Below are 24493 nucleotides of genomic sequence, written 5' to 3' on the forward strand. Positions count from 1 at the left end.
GATGAAAGTGGTAAATAAGATATTTATAACTATGGGAATTTATTTAGGATTAGCTTTAGTATATATGCTAGCAGCAACATATATAGATATTAATAATTTATACAGGGTAGCTATAGTATTTAATATATTATTAGGAATATTAATTATATACACTATTATTAGAATGGGAATAAAAAATAAAGGCATTCTCTTTTATAAAAACAAACTAGGAATGACTATATTAATAACTGTTCTATTTGCTTTAGGGGGGACATCCCTTGGAGTATCCAAATTGTATAAGGAAAAGTTAGCAGGAACTTCCCATGAGACTTTAAATTCCCTTACAAGAAAGCCCCAAGAGACAGCTAAATCAAGAGAGCCTTATCAAGAGTATGAAAGGGAGAATATAAAAATATTATACAGAAAAGATGTAGAATCTGCATTAGATCTTATAAATGTATACATTGATGAGATTCAAGAAGATACTGAAAAGGTATTTGGACAGGTAGAACGTCAAGAATTAACTATTAAATTAACAGATGAAGAGACCTTTAGAAAAGATTTGTTAGTAGATGAGTGGACTGGGGGATATTATTATGAAGACCTTAAACAAATAACAATACCTGTAGAAGATGCATATTATGATGTTTTTAATACTAATTTAAATTATAATTTTGAAGAAATTTTACGCCATGAATATAGTCATTATATTTCTCATATGTTTAGAATTCAAAATGATATAAGTAGCGATTCTATGCCTCATTGGTTCGAAGAAGGAGTAGCAACCACAATGGAAGAGGAAGTTTTTAAAAAAGTAATGAATACAGAGTTAAAAGAAATAGTTCCTTTTTCAACCATATCTTCTTCAAAAGATTGGAGAAAGAATCAAGCTTATGAACAAAGTAATAGAGCTATATATTATCTAGTAACAGAAAAAGGCGAGGGGATAATTAAGGATATATTATTAAAAACAAAAGAAATGTCTTTTGAAGAAGCATTTAAAACTTTCTCAGGGAAAAGTATTGAAGAGTATGAATCAATACTAAGGAATTTTCATGCTAATGATTGGGAGAATTATCCTCGAGTCTCATACTTTCCGGAGGTAACTATTAAAGAGGAAAAAATTCAAGGGCTAGAAGAATATATTAAAGAACATCCAATGGATCCTAAGCCTATTATGAAAGTAGCTCAATTATATTTATCTCAAAAAAAATATAAAGAAACTATTAGAGTATTAAAATTAGCAATACAAGTTGATCCTTCAAATAGCTTAGCATGGTATCAATTAGGACTTTCCTATACTTATACCAATGATTTTAATAAAGCTCAAGATGCCTTGCAAGAATCAGTAAAACTAGAACCCAAAAACAGTCAGAGTTATATGTTTTTATCGAATATAATGCTAATTACCAACTTGGATAAAGGTATAGATACACTAGAAAAAGGAATAAAAATTTCAGATGAACCTAAGTATTTACAAAAAGCTTTAAATGAATATAATAAGCTAAAAGATTTATCTGGTATGGAAGAAAAATATTTAGGCTATTTAAAATTTTTAAAAGATGATATCCTTTTTCATGATAACCTTAAAATGGGAATAATAGACAACATACTAAAAGAAAATCCTGACTATCAAGGTCCTGCTAAAGAGGAGCTAATTAAAATGAAAGAAGATCTAGAAGGAAGGTTATAAAAGACCACTTCATATTAGGGAGGGGGATTTAATGAATCCATTAGATAAACATTATCAAGAATTTATGGGAGTAGATATAAGTGAATTTAATAAAGACAAAAGGATCTTTAAGAGTAAATATAGGGATCTAGCTCTAAATAACAAATACTTTTATCCTATAATTCAAACTAAGTATTTTGGACAGCCTATATTATCAGTATCTCCAAAATATTACAATGAACTTATAGATATATCTAATGATGAAATAAGTTCTCTAGATGATATTTTAAAGAAATTTCTTATAAATAATCCTAGTTATAAGAAAAGAAAAATGCATAGATATGTATATCCCAGTAATAATAACAGATCTACTATTAGCCAGAGAATGACTTCACAAGATGTTGACAGATTAGAATTTTGTGAGAATTTTAATTTTGAAGAATACAAAAGGAGAAAGAAAAAGATATTTGAAGAGGGAAGACAGTTTATAGTTGAAGAGTCTAATAAAATAGCTTCAATAGGATTTATATCTGAAATAAGAGCAGGGGCCGGAAATATTGTAGTAATGACTATGGACTGTTATCGTGGAAAGGGATATGGAAAAGAAGTGGTAAAAGGATGTATAAACTGGTGTATTGAAAAGGAGATATTACCTATTTATTTAGTAGAAGAACATAATTATATATCTCAAAAAATACCTGAATCTTTAGGATTTGATAAAATATCAGATGAAATAATAATATCAAAATAATACTATTATAGTCTTCAATTTAGTATATATATAATAATTATTAAAATCATTAATGGGGGATAGGTGAATGGGATATAAAAAATTGTTTTGGGGATTTATTTTTTTCTTTGATTTTAGATTGAGTGGATTTGATATCTTACCAGATATTATAGGATATATTTTATTTTATCAGGGATTAAATATGCTATATGAGAGAAATGAACATTTTGATAAAGCAAAAAGATTTGCTATACCTTTGATTTTATTATCTGTTTTTAGTATATATGAAGTGACAGTTCCACTAAATGAATTTACTTTTAATTCATACAGCATATTAATATTATTAATAGGTGTAGCTGCTACCATACTTAATCTTATGATGATATATAATATTTGTATAGGAATATCTGAAGAAGCTAGAAGGATTGAAGATAATGATCTTGAGACTAAAGCTTTAAATAGATGGAAGTTATACTTTGTAACTAATCTTTTAGTACTAACAGTCCTAATTGTACGTGTGCCATTTTTACTTGCGATATTATTTATTCCTATAATAATACTTTCTTTGATATCGTTCATATTTATGTTAATTCTGATGAATATAGCATCAAATAAATTAAAAATTTAAAAAGAGTAAACCTTATCTTAAGATAAGGTTTACTCTTTTTAAGGATTAAACTATCAAATCATATAATATCATTTCATTAATAGTATTTAGGATATTCCTCACAAAAGCATCACATAACAAGAGTAAACTAAAAATGTAATAAATAATAAAGAGGAGGAATTAAATGAATAAAAAAACTAAGAAGGCAGTAAATGGTGCAGTAATAGGCACAATGCTATTCTCTATGGTAAATTTCACATCGGCAACAAATGAAACAGGATCAATAGATGAGAAACCAGTTTATCAAGTAGATTTTAATTATGAAGTTAGAGAAAATAGATTAGAAGATAAATTAGAAGAGATAGTAGAAAAAAATATAGTTTCAAAAGATCAGGCAACTAATATAGCTGAAAAATTGACTGAATATAGAGATGAAATTATTCAAGAGAAGAAAGATAAAGTAAAAGAAAAAATAGAAAAAGAGGAAATTACTAAAGATCAATACAATAATATAGTAACCAAAATAGACAATAAAAAAGTTAAAGGAAAGTTTAATCTAAAATACAAAATTGAAAATTTAGATGAGACCTTAGACCAGAAATTAGATGAAGGAAAAATCACTGAAGCACAGTATAATCAAATTAAATTAAAAATAAAAGATAAAATAACATATAGAAGAAGTAGATTAAGTACAATATTAGAAAAATTAGTAGAAGATGAAATAATAACGAAATATCAATCTGAACAAATTTTTGAGTATTTAATTAATTAATGCTATAGATATCTTAACTTCCCCTTTAGACCTTCGATGGATTTCCATCGGAGGTCTTTTATAAGTTTATAAAATTCGCAGGAAATAGAAATTTAGTGAAGAATTATACATATAAAGAGTATAAATAATATATTATAGCCTAAAGAGGTGAATCTATGAAAAAACCAATGGTATATATATTGCTAATTATGCTATTAATATCGGTGGTAAGTATATTAAAAGATAATGGAATGATAATATCAAGTTATAAAACATTAGAAGAAGCTTTAAATAGATCTAAGGAAGAGATCAATGTAATACATAAAGAAAATACAGACAAAGGAGCTATAGTCTTTTTTAATGACAATAAAGATGATAAGGACCTGCAGGTCCACTATATGAAAAAAACTATATTTGGTAGATGGCAGTATGTATATGGAGGTGTATTTGGAGATCCAAATGATACAGCTTACAGATTAGGTGGAGTACACGCCTCTTCTTTTCCTATGATCAGAAATACACCCTTTCCAATGTTTCAAGGGGTTGTAAATCATCCAGACATAGAAAAAATCAAGATTATTGATGTTGAGAGGGATAAAGAATATGATACTAAGATAGTTAGAACTGATAGTTTTACTTTATGGTTCAATTATGAGGATGATTTCAAGACTGGAGAATATGAAATAATAGGATTATCTAAATATGATAATCCAATAATTACATTGAAAACGGATGTCCTAAATATCAATGAGTAAATAGTATACAAATCGAGATGATTACTTTGCTGGTTAAAAGATAAAAAAGAGGTATTAGTGTTAAATTGTAGAAGTTATTAATTAGTTTCAAATACTTAAGAAATTAGGTGAAAATATGAATGAAATTAACATAGATATTACTGGAAATAATGTAAGAATTCATGAGTGGGGAAATAATGATAATCCTACTATCATCTGTTTACATGGTCTTGGAAGCACTAGTTTAAGCTTTTTAGAGTTAGGTGAAGCATTGAAGAATAAATACCATATCTATTCTATTGATTTACCTGGACATGGAGAAACATCAACTTTTGAATCTGATGAAGAATATGAGATTCCTAATTTAGTGCTTTGGGTTGATAAAGTTATAAAAACTCTACAAAAAGATAGCTTCTTTTTGCTAGCTCATTCTTGGGGGGGGGATATTACTCTTCACTATGCAGCAAGATACCCTGAGAAAGTAATAAAATTATTGCTTTTAGATGGGGGATATTATATTAAAGATCGATTATATAGTATAGCTTCCAACCTGTATGATGAAGGGAAATTAAAAGGTAGATCCTCTTGTTCCCTAGAGGAGGAAATAGAATACTATATAAAAGATTTTGATGAGTACGTATTTGATACATGGGAGGATTTTATAAAAGTAGAAAAAGGTGCATACATGAAATGGTCCCCCCTCAAAGAGGTATCTTCAAGAGATCTTATGAAGAAGGAAGACGGTAAACAGAAATTTAGAGCCAGTGGAAATACAGCAAGAAGAGCTATTTTATCTATGTCCAAAAATCCAACAAAGGAAATCTGGGACAATCTATCAAATAACATCCTTTTATTACAAAGTACTTTACCAGAGTCTTGGTTAAATATAAGAAATACATTAAGTAATGAATTTAGACAAGAGACCAATGCAAAAGTTAAAAAAATTGATAATACAACTCATATGCTTCATTGGGATAAGCCAGAAATAATAGTAAAAGAGATAATTAATTGGTTTAAATAAAAATAGGTGTAATTCTTTATCTTGAATATACTGAATATTAAGAATTAATCATATTTTTATAATTTAAATCATTTAATAATATTAATTTTTATTTTCTTTAGAACATAATGATATAAAAAGAAAATTATTCAAGGAGGACTTTATGGAAGATTTAAATTATTTCAGTACATTATGTTTTGCCTGGGCATTTGTAGGAATTGGAAGTAGAATTTTGATGATTCGTTACGGGAAGAAATGGATAGACTGGGAATTGGATAAAGCTTACGCAAAAGAAAAGCCTAAATGGATCTATATTGTAAGTGTTATAAGTTTAATAATTGTAGGATATACCTGGTATCAAGTGTTTAATATGGACATTAAATATAGCTGGATAATAGCAATATTAGTTTCTTTAACCTTAATAAAGATATTTAATTTAATTTTTAATTACGATAAATTTAGAGAATTTGTAGATTCTACCTTAAACAATAAGAGAAAGTTCAAGCAATTGAATATAAGTGTATTTATTTTTTCAATTATATTTATCTTAATGGGAATATTCCTTTATTAATATTTTCAATTATATCTGTTTATATATTAATTAAAAGTAAAAAACAGGGGGAAATAATATGAACGCAAAAGAAGTGAATTTTAAATCTGAGTATTTTAATATTATAGAAATAGCAGAAGGAGTATATGCTGTACTAGAAAAAGGAATAGGGAAAACTGGTAGTAATGCAGGAATAATAGACTTAGGTAAGCATACAGTAATATTTGATACTTTCTTAAATATGGATGCAGCCAAAGACCTTAAAAAAGCTAGTATAGAATTAACAGGCAAGGAGCCTTCTTATATCATCAATAGCCATAGTCATGGTGATCACATAGTTGGAAATCAACTATTTAAAGACAAAGGAATCTTGATGAGTTCGCCACAAGTAAGAGATGAATTAATTAAATTTAAAAATGAACTAAAAGCAGAAAAAAGCATGTATATAGATAGAGTTAAGGAACTTGAAGAAGCTCTAATCAAAGAGAAAGACGAAGGGGCAATTATGAATTTAAAAAATGAATTATTTTTCCTAAGCAACTTTTCAAGACCGGAATTAGATATTTGGATACCAGAGATAACATTTGAAGATGAAATTATATTATATGGAACAAAGAGAAATTTACAATTAAAGACATTCGATATAGGTCATTCTAAAGGAGATGCAATAGCATATATCCCAGAAGAAAAAATATATTTTATGGGAGATTTATTATTTGCGAAAAGTCACCCTTGGTTAGGCCATGGAAATCCTGAAGAGTTTCTTACTATTCTTAGAGATATATCCAAAAAGGATATTAAATACTTTGTACCGGGGCATGGACCTCTCGCTACAATAGAAGATGTATATTTGGAAATAAAATATATAGAAGAACTTTTAGAGTTAGTAGAAAAAAATAATTATTCAGAAGAAAAACAATACTCATTGGATGAAATTTCTCCTGAGTTTAGAGAGTGGAGAACCTTATCCTTTAATTGGAATATACAATTTCTTATAGAAAGAAATAAGGAAGCTAACAATAAGTCAAAATGTATAGACTTCTAATTTTCAGCAAGATAAAACTATTAGTATGATAGAAGAAGCTATAAATTGGTTAGATATGTATTTATAAGGGGTGATAAATATGAATGTTAAATATGTCATTAATGGAGAACTCAATGCTGAAGAAATAATTGAAGTATTTAAAAGTGTAGGATGGAATAAAAATAAAGATATAATTGTACCAGCTTTTAAAAATTCTTATTATATAATGGCTTATTATGAAGATGAATTACTAGGATTTTCTAGAGCAATTTCTGACAATTACTATTATACAGGAATATATGATGTGGTAGTTAAACCAGAGTATCAAGGAAGGGGTATAGCCAAAAGGATGGTTGAATCATTAGTAGAAGAGTTTAAAGGAACTTACTTTTTCCTCACATATACAGAAGGGAAAAGAGCCTTTTATGAAAAATGTGGATTTGAAGATAATTCAAATGCTATGTGGATACCTTTATAAAAACCTTTTAGCAGAGAATATCTTAAAAAGTATAGGAGAGAGAGGATAAAGTGAAAACAATTTTATTCAAAGGGATTTTAAATGGATTTGACCTAATAGGAAGAAAATTTTATTACAATAATGATTTACCTAAAGATGTATATAGTGTAAGAAATAGAGAATACTCTTTTAAGAGTAAATATAATAAATTAGATATCCATTTTCCAGAAGGTAATACAGAGAAACTACCTATAATGATATATATTCATGGTGGAGGATGGACTATAGGGAATAAGGGGAACTATACAAAATTATGCCAAACTATTGCAAATGAAGGGTTTTTAGTTTTTAATATAAATTATAGATTAGGACCTAAAAATCAACATCCAAGTCAAGTTATAGATGTAATTGATGCAATCAAATGGGTTAAAGAGAATTATACAGATTATAATGGAGATATCAATCAGATTTTTTTAGGTGGGGATTCAGGAGGAGCTCATCTATCAAGTTTGGTATCATGTATTCTAACTAATGAAAATTTAAGAAAGAGTTATAACATAGAAACGCCTATAGTAAAAGAACAGCTCCTTGGTCTAATACTATATTATGGTGCATATAATTTTGATACATTAATAGATACTGGGTTTCCCGCTATCAAAATTATGGTTAAAAGCTATATAGGTACAAAGAAACCAGAAGAGTCTCAGTATATAGATCAAATATCGCCTATAGATCATATTACAAAAGACTTTCCGCCAGTATTTATAACAGCAGGTAAAGTAGATTGGCTTTATAGTCAGACCGCTGAAATGATAGAGGAACTTGATAGAAAAGGAATACAATATAGTAAATTAATATTTGATAAAACCACAAAAGAAGCACAACATGCATTTATTAATTTCTATAAAAGAGATTGTACCAAAGAAGCTTATAATGCCACAATAGAATTTTTGAAAGAAAACATTAAACATTCGGTAAAGATTTAATATGTATCCCCGACTATATTATTTAGTAGTCGGGGAATTGTTTTGGAAATAAAAAAATTGTACAAGTTCTATAGAATAGTAATTTTATGACAAGCTTCTAAATATATATTATATATGTGACTACAAAAGGAGATGTATATTTATGAAGTATAGTTATAAGAAATATTTGTTTATTGTATTTAGTTTCACTTTATATTTTATATTAAGATTTCAAGTATCCTATTATATTACAAGTTTAATCCAACAAGAAAATTTCACCCATATCCTTTATTTCCCCTGGTCTTATTATTTGTATCATATTATATTTAATGCTTCATTTGGGATGTTAATAGGTTTAGAATATATCTTAAATGAGAGAAAAAAGAGAGGGGAATGGATGCTGGATTTAGGGAGGATAGGATTTTTAACATTGCCTATATTTCTACTATCCTTAGTGGAATTTATATACTTTAAATATACTAATATTTATTTAATAAAAACAATAATAGAACATTTCAATATAAGTATTACTTTGTTACAAATACTATTTGGTTTTACTTTAATTAAAAGTTTTTATAAAAAAGTTTGTTAGATAAAATTAAAAACAAGAAAAGGATTAAGAATATTCTTAATCCTTTTCTTGTTTTTAAAAGGTTTTTAAACAAAATAGCTAGAATATAGAAATAAGTAATAGTCAAAGGGGTTGATCAAAATGAGAAAAATTATAAAAACTAATAATATAACTCTACATAAATTTAATAGTTATGATATATCAGATATTTTTATTAGGCAAGCAGAATATATGAAGCAGAATCAATTGAGGAGGTCATGTGTTGATAAAAGTTAATCCAAATAAAGCTATATTTAATATTTTTGAAAATAAACTGGAAGTTAAATATGTGTTTCAATCTATGATTGAGGGAAACACACCATGTGAAGTATATATAGATGATGAAGTAAATCCATCCATAATGGTGATATGGGATACTAAAAATACTTTCTACTTTGGAGAAAATAATGCTACGGCAGATGAAAAGAAAAAAGCTATTGAGTTTATTAGAAAAGAGATCATATATAAGGATGATAAGAAAAAGTTAGAAATTGGCAAGCTATATTACTCATCTCCTGTATGGAAGGATTTTTTGATTGAACTATTTAATAATAACGAACCTAGAGTATTTCAAAGGCATTTATATAAACATAGTGGTAAATTAAATACTAATATCATCTTAGATCCTTCTGTAAAAATAATAGAAATAACTAAAGATATTCTTAATAATGATTCCCTAGAAAATATATCAGAGTTAATAGATGAAATAAGAGGCATGTGGGGAACTAAAGAGGCATTTCTAAATGAAGGTTTTGGTTATTGTACTATAGTAAATGATAATACCATTGCCGGATGGTGCACAGCAGAATATATGAGTGAGAGTAGTTGTGGATGTGGAGTGGAGACTATTGAAGAATACCAAAGAAAAGGGTATGCAACTATTATGGCAACAAAAATGGCTGGAAGAGCTAATGAATTAAGTTTAGATCTTTATTGGGATAGTTGGAGCTGGAATGAAGGTTCAGTTAAAACAGCTGAGAAATCTAACTATAATCATATAACTGATTATGAAGTGTTATTTGTAGAGTTATAAAAATTTAAGAGGTGATTAATATGTATTTTCCTTCAAAAAGAGATTTATGGTTAGGTGTAGCGATTTTTGGAATTATAGGATTTACCACTCTATTTATATTGGTGGATTTAGGAATAACTATGGTTAGTATTATTATGATATTATCATTTTTATTTGCTGCTTGGCTTTGGTTTGGTACAGGGTATTACATTGAAGATGAAATGATAAGAATTAAGTGTGGCCCATTTAGATCAAAAGTAAATATTAAAGACATAGAATTAATAAAGAAAACAAATAATCCTATATCGTCTCCAGCATTATCTTTAGATAGAATAGAACTAAAAAGTGCTAATAGACTTTTAGCTATAATCTCACCAAAGGATAAAATGAAATTTGCAGAGGTTTTAAAGGAGAAAAATCCAAATATCAGTATAGAATTATAGTTTTAAAGGTGAGATTCTAGTATAAAGCTTAAATTTTTATAAAAGAATCCCCAGAGAGAATTCTCTCTGGGGATTCTTTTATAAATTTAAATCTTAAGGATAACTTAAGGTTATCTGAAAGCCTGCTTAAGGTGGGAAACTTATACTTATATTAAGAAATCTAAGGAGGTAATTATTTTGAAGAAATACTTAATTGAAACTGATAATCTTACTAAGAAATTTGATGGATTTGCAGCAGTAAATAGCATTAACTTAAAGATTCCCCAAGGAGGAATATATGGCTTTTTAGGACCTAATGGAGCTGGTAAATCCACAACTATCCGTATGCTTTTAGGTCTAATAAGTCCTACGGAAGGAAAAGCAAAATTATTTGATAAATCTATAGATAAAGATAGATTAGATATATTAAAAAAAGTAGGATCAATGGTAGAGAATCCTTCATATTATGCACACTTAACAGCTTATGAAAATTTAAATATAATTCGAGAAATCTTAAATGTAGAGAAATCTGAAATTGAAAGAGTACTAAATATTGTAGGATTACTAGAAGTTAAGGATAAAAAAGTAAAGAAGTTTTCAATGGGAATGAAGCAACGACTAGGTATTGCACAGGCATTAATAGGAAATCCTGAATTACTAATTTTAGATGAACCTACCAATGGATTGGATCCAGCAGGTATAAGAGAAATTAGAGCTTTAATTAAAGGCTTGCCTGAAAAATTAGGAATAACTGTAGTGGTGTCAAGTCATATACTAAGTGAAATAGAATTGATGGCCACAGATGTAGGTATAATCAATAAGGGGAATTTAATCTTTCAAGGAAGTCTAGAGGAGTTACAAAAAAGAAGTTTAGCACAAATTAAGATAGGAGCTGAGCCTAAAAAGGAAGCAATAGACCATTTACTAAAAAGAGGATATCAAGTAGAAGAAAGAGATAAATACATTTATATAAAAGAATTTTCTAGTCCATCTATATTAACTAAAGAACTAGTGATAAATAACTTTGAGGTCTATCATATTAGTGAAGATAAAAGCAACTTAGAAGATATATTCCTTGATATAACTAGGAAGGAGAATCAAGATGAAATTACCAATATTAATTAAGACTGAATTAAGTAAACAGCGACGAGGGTTTATATGGCTTATGATATTAGGTATACCTTTAGGTACTACTATGGCAATGTTTTTGGATATGTATATAAGATATCATGATTATTTATATGTAAAGGGGCAGGAACTAGGATTTACTTCCTGGGATATTTTACTTAGAGAAAACCATCGAGTATTAGGATGGGGGATATTCCTACCACTTTTTATAGCTGTTATTGCTACTATAATTCATTATACAGAATTTGAAGAAGATAATTGGAAGAAGCTCTTGACATTACCAGTAAGGAGATGGGAAGTCTATATATCAAAGCTTATAACAATAGTTATTTTTAGTTTTATTATGATAGCATTAAATTCTTTAGGATTAGTTTTAGTTGGAAAAGTAATTGGATTTCCTGAAGCAATTAATTATAGATTATACGGAGAATATATTTTATATCAATATGTTGCCATATTAGGAGTAGTAGCCCTTCATAACTTTTTAAGTTCCCATACTAAAAATGTTATTATACCAGTTGTTATTGGTTTTTTAGGAATAATAGTAGCTCCTGGGGTACTAAGTAAAAACCCTGATCTAGCAAAGTTAATTCCCTATACTTATACTTATTATATCAATAATTTGAATGTTGGTAATTCCTCAATAGCTTTATATGGTGGAATTATTTCTATGATACTTATATCTGTAGTAGGAATTTTATCCTTTAATAAAAAAGATATATTATAAGGAGGATTATAATGTTTAATAATTTAAAGATAGAATTTATGAAAATTAAAAGATCAAATATATTTCTAGTAGCTACATTTTTTCCTATTTTAGCAGTAATACAAGGATTTAGCTTTGCTAAAAATATTAAAGGACAGGAGGAAATTGATTTATGGGGTGCTCTCTTCTCTGGTAGTACATTAATGTATGGGATGCTTATATTACCAATATTTATCACAATAATTTTTGCTATCATAACTAGAATCGAACATAGTAATAATGGGTGGAAGCAATTATTATCTCTACCCATAAGGAGAGAAGATGTATATATATCGAAATTAATATTAGGATGTATAGCGGTACTATATAATTTAGTAGTATTTTTGATCGGTATATTGATATCAGGAATAATACTAGGGGGAAAAGGTTCCATCCCTTTAGATATTATAGTTCTGAGACCTCTATTAGCATTTATATCTTCACTACCTATAATAGCAATACAATTTTATATTAGTTTTAAATTTAAGAATGTAGGAGTTCCTTTAGGGGTAGGAGCGATTTTTACCTTGCCAACTATATTGATTGCAAATTCAACTAAATATTGGATTTTTTATCCTTGGACTTATCCTGTACTTACTATGATGCCAAACTTCGTCACATCAGCAGAACAAACTTTAAGATATGGAATAATGTATGGTGTTAGCATCTTGAGTTTTATTTCAATTATAGGTGTAGGACTTTATAAGTTTAGGAGCAAGGATATAATATAATATGTAATGGTAAATTGTAGTATAATTAAAGAAACTTAATTAGAAGGTGATTATATGATTAATGTTCAGGATATATCTCAAAAGAAAATATTAATAATAGATGATGAGATAGAAATATTGAATCTTTTAGAAACAGTTCTTATGAAGGAGGGCTTTCAAAGGATATTTAAAGCATCTAATGGAATTGAAGGTGTAAAGCTAGGTAGAGAAGAGAACCCTGATATAATAATTCTTGATATTATGCTACCGGATATAGATGGTTATGAAGTATGTAGGCAAATAAGGGACTATAGCATAGTACCAATCATATTCTTATCAGCTAAAACGGATGACTTAGATAAACTTTTAGGGTTAGGATTAGGGGGAGATGATTATGTAACAAAGCCCTTTAGTCCTAAAGAAGTAGCCTTTAGAATTAAAGCCCATTTTAGAAGAAATGAATACTTTAATATAGAAAATAAGTTAGATAATAAAAAGCAATATCACTTTGATGATATTAAATTAGATTCTGAAACGGGAGAAGTATTTAAAGGTAGCAGACTGATATCCTTAACAGCTAAGGAATATGGTATTCTTCTATTTCTTGCTAGACATCCTAATCAGATACTAAGTAAAAATAAAATATGTGAAAATGTATGGGGTGATGAATATATAGGCTATGATAATACAATTATGGTCCATATAAGACACCTAAGAGAAAAACTAGAGGATAATCCTAGTGATCCTAAGTATATTAAGACCATTAAAGGATTAGGATACAAGCTGTCTATAGGGAGAGATTAGTATGAAGTGGAAAATAACTGGGAGGTTTCTAATTGCGATAATAGTTACAATAACTATCTCTTTGTTTGCATTTCTAATAATTAATCTTTTTCGTATAAACAACTATAATATGAATTCTTCGAACATAGCCTCTGAGAGACGAGGCCCTGATTTTACTTTAGAATTTGGAGAAAATATAGAATATGAAAATGGAGATATATTCATACAAGAAAGTCAAATAGAAGATTTAAAAAAGCATGATAATTGGATACAGATTTTAGATGAGAATGGTACTGAGATATATAGTAGATTTAAACCTGAGGAAGCCCCTGCCCATTATACCCCAGGCAAATTAATATTTTACCATAAATATCCTGGGTCAGTAGGAGGCTATACTATATTTGTAGGAATAATTAATAGAGAAGGTAAAGAGTTAAGTTATATAATGGGATATCCTAGCGAAAAGATTTCAAAAGTTCAATTTATATATACTCCTGAAACCATAATATCAGATATTTTCAAGATGTTTTTTACTTCTTTAATAGTTATTAGTATAATTGCTCTGATAATAGGATATATATTTAGTTCTTTTTTAACTAAACCTATATTAGGTATTATAGAAGGAATTCAAAATTTATCTAGAGGTAAATTTGATGAAAAGTATAAGTCTAAAGGAGTATATAATGAAGTTTATGATAGTTTAAATACTTTATCTATAACTTTAGGTAGAAATGAAATAGAAAGAGAAAAAACTGAAAAAATGAGGGAAGAATGGATTACTAATATAACCCATGATATCAAGACTCCATTATCTTCTATTAGAGGTTATTCAGAAGTATTATTAGATACGGATTATGATATATCAAAAGAGGAAGCTAAAAAGTATGCTCAGGTGATAAAAGATAAATCCAACTATATAAGTAATCTAGTAGAGGATTTAAAACTTACCTATGAACTTAATAAAGATAATACTAATATAAAAGAGAAGGAAGAAAACTTAGTCCATATTCTTCGAGAAACTATTATAAGTATATTGAATAATCCTCAGTATGAGAATAGACATATAGACTACCAACCAATAAAGGAAGAGATTATATTTAAAGGGGATTATCTACTTCTTCAAAGGGCCTTTACCAATCTCATATATAATGCTTTAATTCACAACCCAGAGGACACTAATATTCAAGTAAGAATAAAGGAAGAAAAAGATATAATTATTGAGATAGAGGATAATGGAAAGGGAATATACAAGGAAGATTTAGATAAACTTTTTGATAGATATTATAGAGGAACTAATACAGGGGAGGCTCATAAAGGGTCAGGTCTAGGAATGGCAATAGCAAAAGAAATTATTGAGCACCAAGGGGGTAATATAGAAGTAATAAGTAAACTAGAAAAGGGTACAATGATTAGAATTCATTTTAAATAAGACTAGCTTTAGTATTGTTTATTTATTAGGAAGTATGCAAAAAAATAGAAGGGTATTATTATCTCTTTATAGAAATATATTTAGAAGAATAATTATTTAAAATGCATCAGATAAGTGAAGCATTAAAGAAAGTAGGTAAGACATGATAGAAAATATAAAGAGTATTTTTTTCAATAAAAAGAAGGTTATCTATGATATCAATAGGAAAAGAAAATTTAAGCTTATAAGGTCTTTATTTGATAAATATAAAGAAAAGGATAATTACATAGATGATAGTACCTGGGATGATCTTAATATAGATAAAGTATATTCTCAATTAGATAGAACCCTGACTACCCCAGGAGAACAGACATTATATAAAATATTGAGAACTCCCTTAATAGATAAAAAATTATTAGAAGAACGAGGAAAGATTATAGCTATCTTTAATAAAAATAAAGAGCTTAGAACAAAAATTCATGAAGAATTAATTAAACTAGATAGAACTGATGATGACGTTATATTTGTATTAAAAGAAAGATTACATTCTGATTTTATTTTAAAAGTAATATATAATTTATTTGCTTTAATATCAGTAGTAAATATAGCACTAATCTTTATTATACCTGGCTATAGAGATGTTCTAATAGCTACATTAGTCGTAATAAGTGGTATGAATATGTTCTTACACTATGCAGCAGGAAGGAAAATTGGAGATAAAATCGAGGCAATACAATATACAGGGAATATGATAAAAATTAGTGGAAGTTTGCTTTCAATCATTCATAATGAATTGCCTAATTATCATTTTGAGCTAAAAACAATCTATAATAAAATAAAAATGATAGGAAGAAAATCAGGAATTATTTCAAAAGTAGAAGGGCTAGATGTTATCGCAGATTATATTAATATCTTATTCCTAGTAAAAGAAAGAAACTATTACTCAATAGTTGATGATGTGAATAAATATAAAGAAGATATTATAAAATTATACAATTTAATAGGGGAGATAGATGCATATATTTCTATTTCATTATATAGAGAAAACTTAAGTTATTATAGTGAACCTATATTTATAAAGGATAAAAAAGTATTAGAAACCGAGGGATTAATCCACCCTTTACTAGAAAATCCAGTAGCTAACTCTATATCCTTTGAAGAAGGAGGAATGATTCTAACAGGATCTAATATGAGTGGTAAATCTACTTTTTTAAGAACTATTGGAGTAAATGCTTTACTGGCTCAAACTATATATACTGTGTTGGCAAATGAATATAAATCTAGCTTTTATAAGATAGTGAGCTCAATTAGCCTACAGGATAATATAGGCGAGGGAAAAAGCTATTATTTTGCTGAGGCAGAAGCTATATTAAAAATGATAAATACTAGAGGTGAGGAAGTAACTACATTGGCTCTGATTGATGAAATTTTTAAAGGAACTAATCCGGTAGAAAGGATAAATGCTGCAGCAGAGATATTAAATTATTTAGAAGAAAATGGGGCATTTACCATAGTTGCAACCCATGATTTAAATTTGATTCCTTTAATAAGTGGTTATATAAGATATTATTTCATGGAGAATATGACAGATGCAGGAATGGTTTTTGACTATAAGCTAAGAAAGGGTGTATCTCCCACTAGGAATGCTGTAAAAATACTTAAATATATCAATTATCCCGAGGATTTATTACATAGAATTGATAAAAGGTTATTAGAAAATGAAGGATAAAGAGAAATTTTATCGAATAGAGTAGTTTAAAAGGTTTTGTTAATTAATTGTCAAATATTTGAAGGGGAAGGAGACTTACATGAAACTAGAAGTAAAAAATTTATATAAAAGCTTTACTAACACTGAAGTGTTGCATGGAATATCATTTTCTGTAGAAAGTGGTAGAGCTTTGGGGTTATTAGGTAGAAATGGAGCTGGAAAAACTACTACTATAAGAATTATCATGAATTTATTTGAAGCTAATAAAGGAGAGGTTCTTCTAGACGGTAATAAATTCATAAGACAAAATCATCATATAGGATATTTACCAGAAGAAAGAGGGTTATATCCTAAGAAAAAAGTATTAGAGCAGTTAATTTATCTTGGTCAACTTAGAGGATTATCTAGCAAAAATAGTAAAGAAAATGCTCTTTACTGGTTAAATAGATTAGGTGTTGAGGAATATAAAGATAAAAAATTAGAGACTTTATCTAAAGGAAATCAACAAAAGGTACAATTAGCAGAAACATTTTTAACTAATCCTGATATTGTTATATTGGATGAACCCTTTAGTGGACTAGATCCTGTAAATTCACAAATATTAAAGGATATAATCAATGAAATGATCAAAGAAAATAAACTACTTATATTCTCCAGTCATCAAATGGGATATGTAGAGGAATTTTGTGAAGAGATAGCGTTAATAAATAAAGGAAATATAGTTCTTACTGGAAATCTAAAGGATATAAAAAAGGAATATGGTAAAAATAGATTAACCATAAGTTCAGATGAATTGTCCTTAGATGATCTAAAAAGTATTATTCAAAAAGACTTAAGTCAAATAGCGAGAGTTATAGAAATGCGAAAAGACTTTTTGATTATTGAATTATTAGGAAATAACTCAAAAAATGATTTTTTAAGATCTATAGTAGAAAAGGACATAGATATTGATCAGTTCTCTACCTATGAACCAAAATTAGAAGATATATTTGTTGAAAAGGTAGGTGAGAAATAATGAGAGATTTTTTTACTGTATTTAAATTTGAACTAATGGGATTCTTAAAAAAGAAAGCATTTATAATCTCTACTGTAATAATTTGTTTGGCTTTAATAATTGGATTATCTATACCTACCATTAGAGATACATTCTTTGCCTCAGATGAAAAAGGAGAAGGTAATTCAAGTGAACAGCAACAAGAGCAAAGTAATAATGTATATGGATACGTTAATAAAAATAACAGTATTACTAATGTAGAAATATTAAAAGAAAACTTTTTTATTGGTCAATTAAACGAGGTAGATAGTATAGAGACTCTTGAGGAAAAGATTAATTCAGGAGAATTTGAAGCAGGATATATAGTAGAAGGTCCTACTGAATATAAATACGTAGTAAAAAATAATGAAATGTCTGATATGAGTCAAATGCCCTTTGAAGAGGCATTGAAGAAAACCTTTAGAGTAAGTGAATTAAATGAAAGAGGAATAGAGTACAGTCAAGTGGAGGATTTAATATATCCTAATGTTCAATCTGAAACAAAAGTGTTAGGAAAAGATAGTGTGAGTAATTATCTTTATACTTATATATTGGTATTTGGATTATATTTTATGATTATACTTTATGGTCAGTTGATAGCCACATCCGTTGCCAGTGAAAAAAGTAATAGAACTATGGAGGTTTTAGTTACTAGCACTAAAACTAGAAATCTAATATTTGGTAAAGTTCTAGGAGGAGCACTGGCAGGAGTTATACAATTTGGGCTTATTCTGCTTACTGCAACTGTAACGTATAGACTAAATGCTGAGGCATGGAATAATAAGCTTGATTTTGTTTTTGATATACCTTCAGAGGTAATACTCAATTTTGCTGCCTTTGGTATATTAGGTTATCTGTTCTATGCATTTATATATGGAGCTTTAGGGGCTTTAGTTTCAAGAACAGAAGATGTAAGTTCTAGTGCTACCCCTATAACATTACTATTTATTGGAGTTTTCTTTGTATCCATGATGGGAATGCAAAATACAGAAGGAATATTGTTAAAAATTGCTTCTTTTATTCCCTTTAGTTCCTTTATGTCCATGTTCGTAAGAATATCAATGGGAAGTGTATCTACACTAGAGATAATTATATCTCTTGGTATCTTATTGATATCTACTATATTAGTAGGGATATTCGCAGCAATGATATATAGAATGGGAACTTTAATGTATGGTAATAGAGTTAAACTAAAAGATGCTATTAAGTTATTAAAAAATTAATAACTTAATATGAAGGAATATAATCAATAATATAAAACCATTTAGGAACACTTAAACTTCTAATTCATATATTATTATTAAGCTTATATTTATTAAGCTATATTATGAGATTAGAAGGAGGAGTATTAATGTCTGGACGTAGAGGTTTACTTGGAGGATTTGGAGATAACAGTGAATTGTTATTCTTCTTTTTATTACTAGTTGTATTATTCACTAATTCTTATGGTGGATACGGAAAATACTAATACACAATATAAAATAAAAGAAGCTGAAAAGCTTCTTTTATTTTTTTATGATTATACATAATAAAAATATGACTACTGTCTAAGGAACATAAAATAGTTATATTAATGGTAAAAAACATTAATTAAACGTGAGTTTTAATATACAATATAAGTATCAATGAAATATTTAAAATACTTTGGCTTTTCTACAAATTAAAACATTTTTCTGCATTAAGGATATGATATAATTTCTTTTCGTGAGGGTATTTTAAATATGATAAGAACTTTAAATCAAAACAAAATAACTAAGTGCATAACAAGCCTTTAAAATTCAGTTCACTCTCTTCGAATAATATAATATAGACTTTAAACTTATACTTAAATTATAATATTTTAATTATACTATCTATATTGACTAATAAAGAATGGACAGATAAATTTATAAAATATACTTAAAGGTGTGAAGAATAAATGCAAAAAGTAAGAACCGGTATTTTAGCTACATCCATTTTTGTTTTTCTATATGTATTTTTATTTTGGATTGCAAAATATAATATAGATCTAATTAATACCATTCGGAAGTCTTTATTTATTGTTGCCCCTATAATAGCATGTTTTTTCATTTTTAGAGGCTATAAAAAAGTAAATGGTAATATGAAAAGTTTTTGGTTGATAATGGGTATTGGAACATTTTTATATGCTTGTGGTATATCTTTTAATATTATTAATTATGATTTTAATTATGAAAATAATAATCCCTTTACATTATTAATTTCTCATTATATTTTTATATTAGATATTTTATTATATACTATAGTATTTATTAGATTAATTCGCAAACATAAAAATAATAATTATATTCTACAGTTATTTACTGATAATCTAATTGTATGTACAGTTATAGTTACTATTGGTTGGATTTATATACTGGATAAATCTGTTGTTTCCTTTGAACTAGAACAACAACTATTACTACCACTTATATTTACTGCTATACAGATATCTGGTATACATACTCTTACCACTTTGTTATTCACTGGAAAATTGGTAAAAATAAACAAAGGATTTATTTTAGGTATAATTAGTGTAACTGTACACATAATAACAAATTTTCTGTATTATTATACTGATATCTTAGGATATTATCTCCCTGTATTTATGGATTTGATATGGGGGACAAGCATAATTTTAGCAGGATTATCAAGTCTATATAAACAGGAACATAAAGAAGTGGAGTATAAATTAACAAAGGTGAAAAGGATATTCAATTTATATTCTATTATGATACCATACATAAGTATATTAACTATAATAATAATAGGCATTATAAAATGGCCTAATGATTTTCCTATTATGATAGGTGGCGGAATAGTTATAATTTTAATGGTAATTCGTCAAATTATAATTGAGGTAGAAAGAAATAAATTAATTAAAGATTTAGAAAAAAAACAATATAATTTAGAAGAAAAAGTACTTCGAAGAACAGAGGAACTTGTTGATAAAAACTCTAAGTTAGAGTATATTGACTATCATGATAGCTTAACAGGGATACCTAATCGTAGAGCTTTAACAAATGAAATTAATAAGGCTTTAGTAGAAGCAAAAAGGAAAGGTGAGCTAGTAGGAGTATTTTTTATTAATCTAGATAATTTTAAATATACGAATGACTTATTAGGACATGCAGGAGGAGATAAACTCTTAAGAAAAGTATCTAATAGATTTAAGAGTGTTATAGAGAGAAACAAGAATTGTCAGATTTTTAGAATTAGTGGAGATGAATTTATTTTACTGTCTACTAACTTTACAAAAATGAAATCAATTGAAAATTTAATAGGAAAATTACAAAAAATAATATATAAGCCTATTTTTATTGATGGGCATAAAATTCAATTAACTTTAAGTATTGGAGTATCTGTATATCCTCTCCATGGAGTAGAGGAAAGTATATTATTTAAAACAGCTAATGTAGCGATGTATGAAGCAAAAAAAAGAGGTAAAAGAGCTTTTTGTATATATGAGGATAATATGAATGATAATCTTATGGAAAAGGTTAACTTACAAAAAGATATATTGAAAGCCTTAGAAGAAAAACAATTCCTATTACACTATCAACCTCAATTTGATCTAAGAACAAATAAAATTACTTCAGTTGAAGCTTTAATAAGATGGAAACATCCTATGAAAGGATATATTCCACCAAAAGAATTTATTACTCTTGCAGAAGAGACAGGACTGATCATGCCTATTGGGACTTGGGTCTTAACCCAAGCATGTATGCAAATAAAAGAATGGCATGAGAAAGGGTGGTTTGTAAAAGTAGCGGTTAATATATCTCCAAAACAGATATTTCAGGATGATTTTATAAATGTTATATCTAATATTATCAATGATATAGATATAGATCCTAAGTACTTAGAGTTAGAGATAACTGAAGATGTATATATAAATGGTAATTATAATATTGAAAAATTACAGGATATTAAAAAAATGGGTATTACTATTTCAATAGATGATTTTGGTACAAGCTATTCATCCTTGGCCTATCTTAAAAAGTTACCTGTTGATGTAATTAAGATTGATAAAGAATTTATAGATGGACTATTAAATAATACCTATGACCTATCAATTTTAAAAGGAATCATCACTATTGCTAGAAACTTAGACTTAAAACTGATAGCTGAAGGAGTAGAATTGGAGAAACAGGTGGAGATTTTAAAATATTTAGAATGTGATATGGTTCAAGGATATGTTATTGATAAACCCATGCCTCCTAAGATTATTGAAGAAAAATATTTAATTAAGAAAGTTCTAGCTTAAAGTTTTATATGGGGAGGTATATATGTTTAATAAATATAAAGAGTTAAAAAAATTCTTAGAGTTGATACTAAATATATCAAATAAATTTATAGGTATAAGTGATTTAAATAAATCAATTAATTCTGCTCTTGAAGATATAGGAAAATTTAAAAAGGCTAGTAGAATATATATTTTTCTCTTCAATGAAGATAGAAATTATGTGAATAATTGCTATGAATGGTGTAATGATGATATAGAATCTCAAATTAATATATTTAAAATTATAAAAACTTCATCAATTTCCTGGGTTATAAGCCAGATTACTAAGCATGAAAAACTAAAAATTAATAACATTAAAAAACTACCTACAGAAGCTTATCAAGATAGTTTACTATTAAAGAAAAACAAGGTAAAATCTACCCTTATATTTCCTATAAAAAATAATAACACAACAATTGGATTTATAGGTTTTGATTATGAAAATAAGCAGAAAAGATGGAATATTATTGACTTGTATTTATTGGGAAAATTAAGAGATATATTAGGTAGTGCTTTAGACAAAGAAGATAAATTCAAATCATTAGAAAATAAAAATACATACTATGAAAAGCTATTTAAAAATTCAATTAATCCTATAATATTAACAGATATAGAAGGAGGTTTTATTGATTTTAATAAAGCTGCACTAGATTTTTTGGAAGTAAAAGAAAAGGATATTGTTGGAAAGAAGATATGGGATTTTTATCCTGATTCTCTTATGAATAGTCAAAAAATTAATTTTATAGAAAATAGTATAAATACTTATATGGAAAAGAAATTTTGTATTAATGGAGAATTGAAGACGTTGATTTTTAATAAATTTCCTATCACGATAAATGGTAAAAAACACCATTTTAATATTGGACAAGATATTACTCATTTGAAGAAATTAGAATATAAGTTAGAACAGAATGAACAATTTTATAAGAGTTTATATGATTATAATGTGGACTTTGTTTTTTCCTTAGATCTACAAGGTAATATTATAATGGTTAATACAAGAGTTAAAGAAATGACAGGCTATACAGCGGAAGAACTTATTGGAAGATACTTTACTGAATTTGTGCCTCAGGAGGAGCTTGAAAAAGTTGTAAGAGAATTTAGTGATACAATAAAAGGTAATTCAAGAATGTTTGAATCTATTGCCTTTCATAAAAAGGGACAAAAGGTGATTTTAGATATACAAACAGTCCCTATAATAATTGATGAGAAGGTTACAGGAGTATATATAATTGCAAGAGATATAACCGAGATGAAAGAAACAGGCAGGACTCTTAGAAAGCTCTTAAAAGAAAATGAAAGATTGCTTAAAGAGACTATTGAAAACGATGAGATTAAAACAGAATTTTTCTGTAATCTTTCCCATGAATTTAAGACTCCAATTAATTTAATACTGGGAGTAGCTCAGCTATTAGAAAAATATAACTTTGAAGAAGTAAAGAAGTTAAATCCTCAGCATATAAAGATTATTAAACAAAACTCATATCGCTTATTAAAATTAGTAAATAATCTAGTTGATATTTCTAGAGTAGATGCAAATTATATGCAATTTAATCCCCGATCCTATGACATTGTGAACGTAGTGGAGAATATTGTACTATCTGTTGCTGACTTTGCTAAAAGTAATGGTTTAGATATTATATTTGATACCCAGGTTGAAGAAATTGTAATGGATTGTGATGTGGATAAAATAGAGAGAATACTATTAAACTTAATATCTAATTCCATCAAATTCACCGATCCTTGTGGAAGTATATTTATTGATATTGAAAAGGATTTAGATAACCTTATATTAAAAGTTAAAGATACAGGAATTGGAATATCGAAGGATAAGATAAATATTATCTTTGATCGTTTTAGACAGGTAGATGCCCTTTTAAATAGAAGAAGTGAAGGTAGCGGTATCGGATTATCCTTAGTAAAGTCCTTTGTTGAAATGCATGAAGGAAAAATCACAGTAGACAGTGAAGTAGGAGTAGGCACTACTTTTTTTATTAAAATACCTATTAAGAATGATAAAATTACAATAGAAGACAATAGCTATCATTCAGAAGATAATAATTTAGTAGAAAAAATGAATATAGAGTTTTCTGATATATACTATTGATAAAAAAGCTTTAAAGGCCATCCAATTATTATTGGGTGGTTTTTGTAATATAAAATTACAATTGACAAAAAAGAAG

The 24493-nt window shown here is 27.5% G+C and carries 23 protein-coding genes; all 23 read left to right on the plus strand.

Annotation, left to right across the window (positions count from 1 at the left end; translation table 11 throughout):
• Position 1 precedes the first annotated feature (1 nt).
• The 23 genes from GOQ27_RS10605 (at position 2) to GOQ27_RS10710 (ending at position 24417) form a co-directional block, all read left to right on the plus strand.
• Positions 2-1672, plus strand: a complete 1671-nt coding sequence (locus GOQ27_RS10605) for a tetratricopeptide repeat protein (protein WP_203366840.1) — start codon at positions 2-4, stop codon at positions 1670-1672.
• A gap of 31 nt (positions 1673-1703) precedes the next feature.
• Complete coding sequence (locus GOQ27_RS10610; protein ID WP_203366841.1) at positions 1704-2402, plus strand: GNAT family N-acetyltransferase; 699 nt, start codon at positions 1704-1706, stop codon at positions 2400-2402.
• A gap of 67 nt (positions 2403-2469) precedes the next feature.
• The gene (locus GOQ27_RS10615) at positions 2470-3009 is read left to right on the plus strand and encodes a hypothetical protein (protein WP_203366842.1); all 540 of its coding nucleotides are present in this window, start codon (positions 2470-2472) and stop codon (positions 3007-3009) included.
• A 163-nt stretch (positions 3010-3172) separates the two neighbouring features.
• Positions 3173-3760: a hypothetical protein gene (locus tag GOQ27_RS10620; RefSeq protein ID WP_203366843.1), complete on the plus strand. Its 588-nt coding sequence runs from the start codon at positions 3173-3175 to the stop codon at positions 3758-3760.
• Between the two features lie 155 nt (positions 3761-3915).
• Positions 3916-4494: a hypothetical protein gene (locus GOQ27_RS10625; RefSeq protein ID WP_203366844.1), complete on the plus strand. Its 579-nt coding sequence runs from the start codon at positions 3916-3918 to the stop codon at positions 4492-4494.
• 115 nt (positions 4495-4609) lie between these two features.
• Entirely contained in the window at positions 4610-5494 is an 885-nt protein-coding gene (locus GOQ27_RS10630) for an alpha/beta hydrolase (RefSeq protein WP_203366845.1), read from the plus strand.
• Positions 5495-5636: 142 nt separating this feature from the next.
• Entirely contained in the window at positions 5637-6044 is a 408-nt protein-coding gene (locus GOQ27_RS10635) for a hypothetical protein (RefSeq protein ID WP_203366846.1), read from the plus strand.
• 58 nt (positions 6045-6102) lie between these two features.
• A complete protein-coding gene (locus tag GOQ27_RS10640) occupies positions 6103-7068 on the plus strand; it encodes an MBL fold metallo-hydrolase (RefSeq protein ID WP_203366847.1) in 966 nt (321 codons plus the stop codon).
• Positions 7069-7147: 79 nt separating this feature from the next.
• Positions 7148-7525 (plus strand): GNAT family N-acetyltransferase, encoded by a 378-nt coding sequence (locus tag GOQ27_RS10645; protein WP_203366848.1) that lies wholly within the window; start codon positions 7148-7150, stop codon positions 7523-7525.
• 50 nt (positions 7526-7575) lie between these two features.
• Complete coding sequence (locus tag GOQ27_RS10650) at positions 7576-8490, plus strand: alpha/beta hydrolase (RefSeq protein WP_203366849.1); 915 nt, start codon at positions 7576-7578, stop codon at positions 8488-8490.
• A 691-nt stretch (positions 8491-9181) separates the two neighbouring features.
• The gene (locus GOQ27_RS17340; RefSeq protein ID WP_286673026.1) at positions 9182-9316 is read left to right on the plus strand and encodes a hypothetical protein; all 135 of its coding nucleotides are present in this window, start codon (positions 9182-9184) and stop codon (positions 9314-9316) included.
• The gene (locus GOQ27_RS10655; protein WP_203366850.1) at positions 9303-10112 is read left to right on the plus strand and encodes a GNAT family N-acetyltransferase; all 810 of its coding nucleotides are present in this window, start codon (positions 9303-9305) and stop codon (positions 10110-10112) included. Before GOQ27_RS17340 ends, GOQ27_RS10655 begins: the two co-directional genes overlap by 14 nt.
• A 20-nt stretch (positions 10113-10132) precedes the next feature.
• Positions 10133-10534: a PH domain-containing protein gene (locus GOQ27_RS10660; protein WP_203366851.1), complete on the plus strand. Its 402-nt coding sequence runs from the start codon at positions 10133-10135 to the stop codon at positions 10532-10534.
• Between the two features lie 177 nt (positions 10535-10711).
• Positions 10712-11638, plus strand: coding sequence for an ABC transporter ATP-binding protein (locus tag GOQ27_RS10665; RefSeq protein ID WP_203366852.1), 927 nt, complete (start codon positions 10712-10714; stop codon positions 11636-11638).
• The gene (locus GOQ27_RS10670) at positions 11616-12368 is read left to right on the plus strand and encodes an ABC transporter permease (RefSeq protein WP_203366853.1); all 753 of its coding nucleotides are present in this window, start codon (positions 11616-11618) and stop codon (positions 12366-12368) included. Before GOQ27_RS10665 ends, GOQ27_RS10670 begins: the two co-directional genes overlap by 23 nt.
• An 11-nt stretch (positions 12369-12379) precedes the next feature.
• Positions 12380-13117: an ABC transporter permease gene (locus GOQ27_RS10675; RefSeq protein WP_203366854.1), complete on the plus strand. Its 738-nt coding sequence runs from the start codon at positions 12380-12382 to the stop codon at positions 13115-13117.
• 54 nt (positions 13118-13171) lie between these two features.
• Entirely contained in the window at positions 13172-13900 is a 729-nt protein-coding gene (locus GOQ27_RS10680; protein ID WP_203366855.1) for a response regulator transcription factor, read from the plus strand.
• A 1-nt stretch (position 13901) separates the two neighbouring features.
• Complete coding sequence (locus tag GOQ27_RS10685; RefSeq protein ID WP_203366856.1) at positions 13902-15308, plus strand: HAMP domain-containing sensor histidine kinase; 1407 nt, start codon at positions 13902-13904, stop codon at positions 15306-15308.
• Positions 15309-15450: 142 nt separating this feature from the next.
• Positions 15451-17016 carry a MutS-related protein gene (locus tag GOQ27_RS10690; protein WP_203366857.1) on the plus strand — a complete coding sequence of 522 codons (1566 nt, stop codon included), beginning with the start codon at positions 15451-15453 and terminating at the stop codon, positions 17014-17016.
• Between the two features lie 79 nt (positions 17017-17095).
• Entirely contained in the window at positions 17096-18010 is a 915-nt protein-coding gene (locus GOQ27_RS10695) for an ABC transporter ATP-binding protein (protein ID WP_203366858.1), read from the plus strand.
• Positions 18010-19251 (plus strand): ABC transporter permease, encoded by a 1242-nt coding sequence (locus tag GOQ27_RS10700; RefSeq protein ID WP_203366859.1) that lies wholly within the window; start codon positions 18010-18012, stop codon positions 19249-19251. The genes GOQ27_RS10695 and GOQ27_RS10700 overlap by 1 nt, the downstream gene beginning before the upstream one ends.
• 695 nt (positions 19252-19946) lie before the next feature.
• Entirely contained in the window at positions 19947-22292 is a 2346-nt protein-coding gene (locus GOQ27_RS10705; RefSeq protein ID WP_203366860.1) for a putative bifunctional diguanylate cyclase/phosphodiesterase, read from the plus strand.
• 22 nt (positions 22293-22314) lie between these two features.
• Positions 22315-24417: a sensor histidine kinase gene (locus GOQ27_RS10710; protein ID WP_203366861.1), complete on the plus strand. Its 2103-nt coding sequence runs from the start codon at positions 22315-22317 to the stop codon at positions 24415-24417.
• Positions 24418-24493 lie beyond the last annotated feature (76 nt).

Source organism: Anaeromonas frigoriresistens (genome assembly GCF_016820655.1).
In the GTDB taxonomy this organism is placed as follows: domain Bacteria; phylum Bacillota; class Clostridia; order Tissierellales; family SIT17; genus Anaeromonas; species Anaeromonas frigoriresistens.